General features: G+C 63.6%; 6 protein-coding genes. 4 read left to right on the top strand and 2 right to left on the bottom strand.

The window, feature by feature from the left end:
- On the top strand, positions 1-618 hold a 618-nt coding region (locus tag EOA86_RS20625; RefSeq protein ID WP_164891865.1), incomplete at its 5' end, for an alpha/beta hydrolase.
- Positions 619-627: 9 nt separating this feature from the next.
- Here EOA86_RS20625 and sthA read toward each other — a convergent pair.
- The gene (sthA, locus tag EOA86_RS20620) at positions 628-2,016 is read right to left on the bottom strand and encodes a Si-specific NAD(P)(+) transhydrogenase (protein WP_128343328.1); all 1,389 of its coding nucleotides are present in this window, start codon (positions 2,014-2,016) and stop codon (positions 628-630) included.
- A gap of 198 nt (positions 2,017-2,214) precedes the next feature.
- On the opposite strand from sthA, the gene EOA86_RS20615 reads away from it, so the two are divergent.
- The 3 genes from EOA86_RS20615 to EOA86_RS20605 all read left to right on the top strand — a co-directional run bounded on the left by EOA86_RS20615 (position 2,215) and on the right by EOA86_RS20605 (position 4,609).
- Complete coding sequence (locus EOA86_RS20615; RefSeq protein ID WP_128343326.1) at positions 2,215-2,685, top strand: RDD family protein; 471 nt, start codon at positions 2,215-2,217, stop codon at positions 2,683-2,685.
- Between the two features lie 135 nt (positions 2,686-2,820).
- Positions 2,821-3,585 (top strand): arginyltransferase, encoded by a 765-nt coding sequence (locus EOA86_RS20610; protein WP_029353973.1) that lies wholly within the window; start codon positions 2,821-2,823, stop codon positions 3,583-3,585.
- A 127-nt stretch (positions 3,586-3,712) separates the two neighbouring features.
- On the top strand, positions 3,713-4,609 hold the full coding sequence (locus tag EOA86_RS20605; protein WP_128343325.1) for a DMT family transporter: 897 nt from the start codon (positions 3,713-3,715) through the stop codon (positions 4,607-4,609).
- On the opposite strand, the gene EOA86_RS20600 is transcribed toward EOA86_RS20605, so the two are convergent.
- A partial coding sequence (locus EOA86_RS20600; RefSeq protein ID WP_164891864.1) for an AI-2E family transporter occupies positions 4,597-5,332 on the bottom strand: 736 nt, incomplete at its 5' end. The two genes, EOA86_RS20605 and EOA86_RS20600, sit on opposite strands and share 13 nt — an antisense overlap.

Here is a 5,332-nt window from a genome sequence, read left to right as displayed (position 1 = left end):
CGCCTCCACAGACCAGCAGAACCAACCGGCGAATGCCTTTTTCTTCTACATGGATCCGGTGTCGACGAGACGACGCTGGTGGCGCTGGGGCAGCAAATCGCACCGCACGCGGTGGTGGTGGCAGTGCGTGGCCGTATCGCCCAGGAGGACGGTTTCCGCTGGTTCAGACGCATCTCGCCCATACGCTTCGAACAGGGTAGCATCCGCAAGGAAGCGGCCGCTTTCGCTGACTTCATCACGGAAGCCGCGAAACGCCACGGCCTCGACCTCTCCCGGGCGATTTTTCTCGGCTATTCCAACGGCGCGAACCTGGTTTCAAGCGTGATGCTGCTGCATCCGCAACTCATCGCGCGAGCAGCGTTGCTGCGGCCCATGCCCGTGCTGGACGAGGTGCCGCCGGCGGACCTCCGCAAGACACGGGTGGCAATCATATCCGGCGCCGCCGACCTGACCTACGGGCCCTTCGCACTCGCGCTGGTCGGACTGCTCAGCCGGCATGGCGCCCAGGTCGACGCCCACACCGTCGCCTCCGGTCACGAAATCGGCGATCGGGATGCTGAAATCGTCAGGCAATGGCTGGCAGGCCCGGCAACGGTCATCGCGCAGGCAAATCGATGAGCCGAGATTTTACCCTCGCCCCATCCGGTTCCAGGCGTCCAGCCCGGCGATCTTGTAGGCTTCGGCCAGCGTCGGATAGTTGAAGGTGTTGTTGACGAAGAAATCGACGGTGCCACCGAGATTGATCACCGCCTGGCCGATATGGATCAGTTCGGTCGCGCCCTCGCCGACGATATGCGCGCCGAGCAGCCGGCGCGTTTCGACCGAAAACAGAAGCTTCAGGAAGCCGGTGTTGACGCCCATGATATGGCCGCGCGAGGTCTCGCGGAAGCGCGCCACGCCGACCTCATACGCGCCGCCACCCTCGCGCACCTGCTCCTCGGACTGGCCGACGGTCGAGATTTCCGGCACGGCGTAGATGCCGTAGGGAAAGGTTTCCGGCGGCGGCGGCAAGGGCACGCCGAAGGCATGGCAGGCGGCCACCCTGCCCTGTTCCATCGAGGTGGAGGCGAGGCTCGGAAAGCCGATGACGTCACCGGCGGCATAGATGTTCGGCGCACTGGTCCGGAAGGTCTGCGGATCGACCTTGATGCGGCCCCGGGAATCAGCCTCGATGCCGACCACGTCCAGACCGAGCGCGCCGACATTGCCGGTGCGCCCCGCGGCATAAAGCACCATCTCCGAGCGAATGGTGCGGCCGTCGGCAAGCGTCACCTCGGCATAGTCCGGTTTCGAGGCGATCTCCTTGATCGCACTGCCCAGCCGGATCGTCATGCCGCGGTCGCGCATCTGATGGATGAAATCGTCGACGATCTCGCGGTCGACGAAATCGAGGATGGTGTTGCGCGGTTCGACCAGCGTCACCGGCACGTCGAGCGCCGAAAAGATCGTCGCGTACTCCACGCCGATGACGCCGGCGCCAATCACCGTCAGTGTCCGCGGCAGGCGCTCGAGCTCCAGCATCTCGTCGCTGTCGAAGACACGAGTCTTGTCGAAGGGCACGTCGCGCGGCCGGTGCGGGCGGGTGCCGACCGCGATCAGCGCATGCGCAAAACCGACTTCGCTATAGTCGCCCGTGTCCGTCGTCAGGCTCGCTCTGTTGGGACCGAGAAACTTGACAGCGGCGCGTGCGCTCTTGACCGTGTTGCGCATGAACTGGTGCTGCAGCACCTCGACCTCGTGATCGAGCGTCTTGTGCAGGCGTTCGATCAGATCGCCGACCAAAATGTCCTGCTTGACCCGGTAGCCGCGCCCGTAGAAGCCGCGCTCGCGCCAGCCGGAGAGGTTGAGCACAGTTTCCCGCAGCGTCTTCGACGGGATGGTGCCGGTGTGCACGGAGACACCGCCAAGCCGCCGGCCCCTGTCGACCACCAGCACGGCTTTGCCGAGCTTGGCCGACTGCACTGCGGCGCGGCGCCCGGAAGGGCCGCTGCCGATGACCAGCATGTCGTAGTCCATGTCGCCCTCGCCTGCGCTTTGTTGCGCTGCAGCAAGCTAACGCCATCGGCGCTCCAAATTCAACCGATTCGGGCTGTGCCCGGCGCTGCTTCCCACCGCATGTCGCGGAAAGGCTTGATCTTGATTCCGCAGCAAGACTTCACCATTTCAAAACCAGGCGGCCCGCACCCTATCCCGGGCCTGATTACGAGGAATGACATGAACGCGCGCGTTCTCGACGGCGAAATCATCACCACCAGGCTCGATGATATCAGGGCCTATGATAGCGTGCGCAGGCGGCGTGTCCTCGCCTTCATCATCGACTATTGCATCGTCGCGCTGCTCACCATCCCGTTCGCGATCCTGGTGTTCTTGCTCGGGATTCTGACGCTCGGCCTCGGCTGGATGCTGTTTTCCGTCCTCGTGCCGGCCGTCGCCATCCTCTACATCTGGAACACGCTCGGCAGCGCCGACCAGGCCACGACAGGCATGAAGATGATGGGGATCCGGCTCGACCGTCTGGACGGCACCCGCATCGACGGGCTGACGGCCGTGGTGCATTCGGTGCTGTTCTGGGCCGGCAACGTCATCCTGACGCCGCTGGTCCTTCTGGTGTCGCTGTTTGCCGACCGCAAGCGCACGCTGCACGACCTGCTGCTGGGCACGGTGGTCAGCCGCAGTGACCGCTGAAACAGCTTTTTTACGAGTCCCGCGCGCATTTGTGTGCAAAGTGACGGCTTCCGATCACCCACGCCTTCACAATCCTGTTGAATTTTTCGCCGTGCGCGCCAAAGGTATGATTCGCAGGAGTGTTTCCAAGGTTCGATGACGCACCATCCTACCCAGTCGCCGCAGTTCTTCCTGACCGCGCCGTCGCCGTGCCCGTATCTTGAGGGCCAGTTCGAGCGCAAGGTGTTCACGCATCTGGTCGGCGACAAGGCACCGGAGATGAACGACCTATTGACGCAAGGCGGCTTCCGGCGATCGCAGAACATCGCCTACCGGCCGGCCTGCGAGACCTGCCGCGCCTGCGTTTCGGTACGCATCCTGGCCCAGGAATTCACTGCCAGCCGCAACATGAAGCGGGTGATACAGCACAATTCAGACCTCATCGGCGCCATGCACGACGCGCAACCATCCACCGAGCAGTATTCGCTGTTCCGCAGCTATCTCGATGCCCGCCATCGCCGCGGCGGCATGTCCGACATGACGGTGCTCGACTACGCCATGATGGTCGAGGACACCCATGTTGATACCAAGGTCATCGAATACCGGCGCCGCGGCCCCGACAGCTTCATCACCGGCAAGGGCCAGGGCGAGCTGATCGCGGTGGCGCTCACCGACAAGATGGCCGACGGCCTGTCGATGGTCTATTCCTATTTCAATCCGGACTTCGAGGACCGCTCGCTCGGCACCTTCATGATCCTCGACCACATCGCCCGCGCCAGGGCGATGGGCTTGCCCCATGTCTATCTCGGCTACTGGGTCAACGGCTCGCGCAAGATGAACTATAAGATGCGCTTCATGCCGCAGGAGCATCTCGGCCCGAAAGGCTGGGAACGCTACGACCACGAAGCGGTTTCGCGCTGATCCGCCCTTTCGCCAACCATCCTTAAAACTGTTTCAAGGAGGATGCCGCTGGTTTTCGGCCGCTTGGCTGGAACGACAGACGCTGGGCCAATTTTGCGCCTGCCTCCACATCATTGCGAGAATTGCCATGTCGTCCCACAACGATCACCAGAAGGGCCTTCTCATCACCGCCATCGGCGGGCTGATGCTGACCATCGACATTCCACTGATCCGGCTCGCCGGCGGCGGCGCGTGGACGATCCTCCTGCTGCGCACGGGCACCGCCTTGGTCGCGGCGCTGATCGTCTGGGCCGTCTGGCGCTCGCTGAGCAGGAACGCGCCGCAGCTCGTCCCCGGCTGGTCGGGGCTCGTTGTCGCGATATGCTATGGGCTGACCTCGGTCACCTTCGTCACCAGCATCTATTATACCACGACCGCCAATCTGGTCTTCATCCTGGCCTTCAACACAGTGTTCGCGGCACTGCTGTCCTGGCTGTTCCTGAAGGAGCGGCCACGACTGGTCACGGTGGCCGCGATGCTGGTCATGATTGTCGGCGTCGCGATCATCGTCGGCGATTCGATCGGCACCGGGCACCTGTTCGGCGATCTCATGGCGCTGTGCTCGGCTTTCTTCATCTCGCTGGCCATCACCATCTCGCGCGCCAGCGGCAAGGACATGGGGTTCACATCGCTGGTCGGCGTGATCCTGCCCCTGGCCGTCGCACTGTTCATGGTCTCAGGCGAAGGCCTTCAGGTGAACGCGCCGTGGTGGATCATCTTCAACGGCGCCGTAATCATGCCGATCTCGTTCTTCTGCCTCGCCAACGGGCCGAAATATATTTCGGGACCGGAAGTGGCGATGTTCTATCTACTCGAAACCGTGCTGGCGCCGGTCTGGATGTGGATGATCTTTGCCGAGACGCCGTCGCGCAACAGCCTGATCGGCGGCGCGATCCTGATCGTCACGCTGGTCGCCCATTCGCTGTGGCAGCTGCATGAGGGGCGCAAGCGCCGCGCAAGCCTTGCGGTCAGTCACCCGGCCTGAGACTTCTTCTCGGCAACGATTTCGATTTGCGGCGGCGACCCTTCCATCTCCGCCGGTGCTGCGGGGGCGAGTTCGTCGGCCAATTCCACCTCGCGCAGCCATTCGCGCCAGATCGCGACCAGCAATGCCATCAGCACCGGGCCGATGAACAGGCCGAGAAAGCCCATCGTCTTGACGCCGCCGATCAGGCCGAAAAAGGTCGGCAGGAACGGCAGCTTTATCGGGCCGCCGACCAGTTTCGGGCGCAATGTCTTGTCGACGATGAACAGTTCGACGCTCCCCCAGATGAACAGCGCCAACCCGGCCATCGGCGAGCCGCTGGCGGCGAGATAGATCGAAACAAGCGTGAAGGACAGCGGTGCGCCGCCGGGAATCAGGGCCATGATGCCGGTCAGGGCGCCGAGCGTCACCGGCGACGGCACGCCGGCCAGCCAGTAGGCCACGCCCAGCACTACCCCCTCGCCGATGGCGATAATGGTCATGCCGGTTACCGTCGAGGAAATCGTCGCCGGCACGACGCGTGAAATCCGCTCCCACCTGGTCGGCAGGATGCGTTCGCCGAGACGGTCGACCTGCCCGGCAAAATGCTCGCCGTCGCGATAGGCAAAGAACAGCGCGATCATCATGAACAGCAGCGCCAGCAGAAGGCCGAAGGCGCTGCCGCCGGCGGCCAGCACGCCGCGGTAGATGCTGCCGATGTTGGCGCCGCTGATCAGCTGGATC

It is taken from the genome of Mesorhizobium sp. M5C.F.Ca.IN.020.32.2.1 (assembly GCF_004023105.1).
In the GTDB taxonomy this organism is placed as follows: domain Bacteria; phylum Pseudomonadota; class Alphaproteobacteria; order Rhizobiales; family Rhizobiaceae; genus Mesorhizobium; species Mesorhizobium wenxiniae.
The sequence above is the reverse complement of the archived record's forward strand: the minus strand, read 5'-3'. Positions and strand labels throughout refer to the sequence as shown.

Coding starts and splice junctions, on each gene's coding strand:
- EOA86_RS20615 (WP_128343326.1), top strand. CDS start 2,215: ATGAACGCGCGCGTTCTCGACGGCGAAATCATCACCACCAGGCTCGAT.
- EOA86_RS20610 (WP_029353973.1), top strand. CDS start 2,821: ATGACGCACCATCCTACCCAGTCGCCGCAGTTCTTCCTGACCGCGCCG.
- sthA (WP_128343328.1), bottom strand. CDS start 2,016: ATGGACTACGACATGCTGGTCATCGGCAGCGGCCCTTCCGGGCGCCGC.
- EOA86_RS20605 (WP_128343325.1), top strand. CDS start 3,713: ATGTCGTCCCACAACGATCACCAGAAGGGCCTTCTCATCACCGCCATC.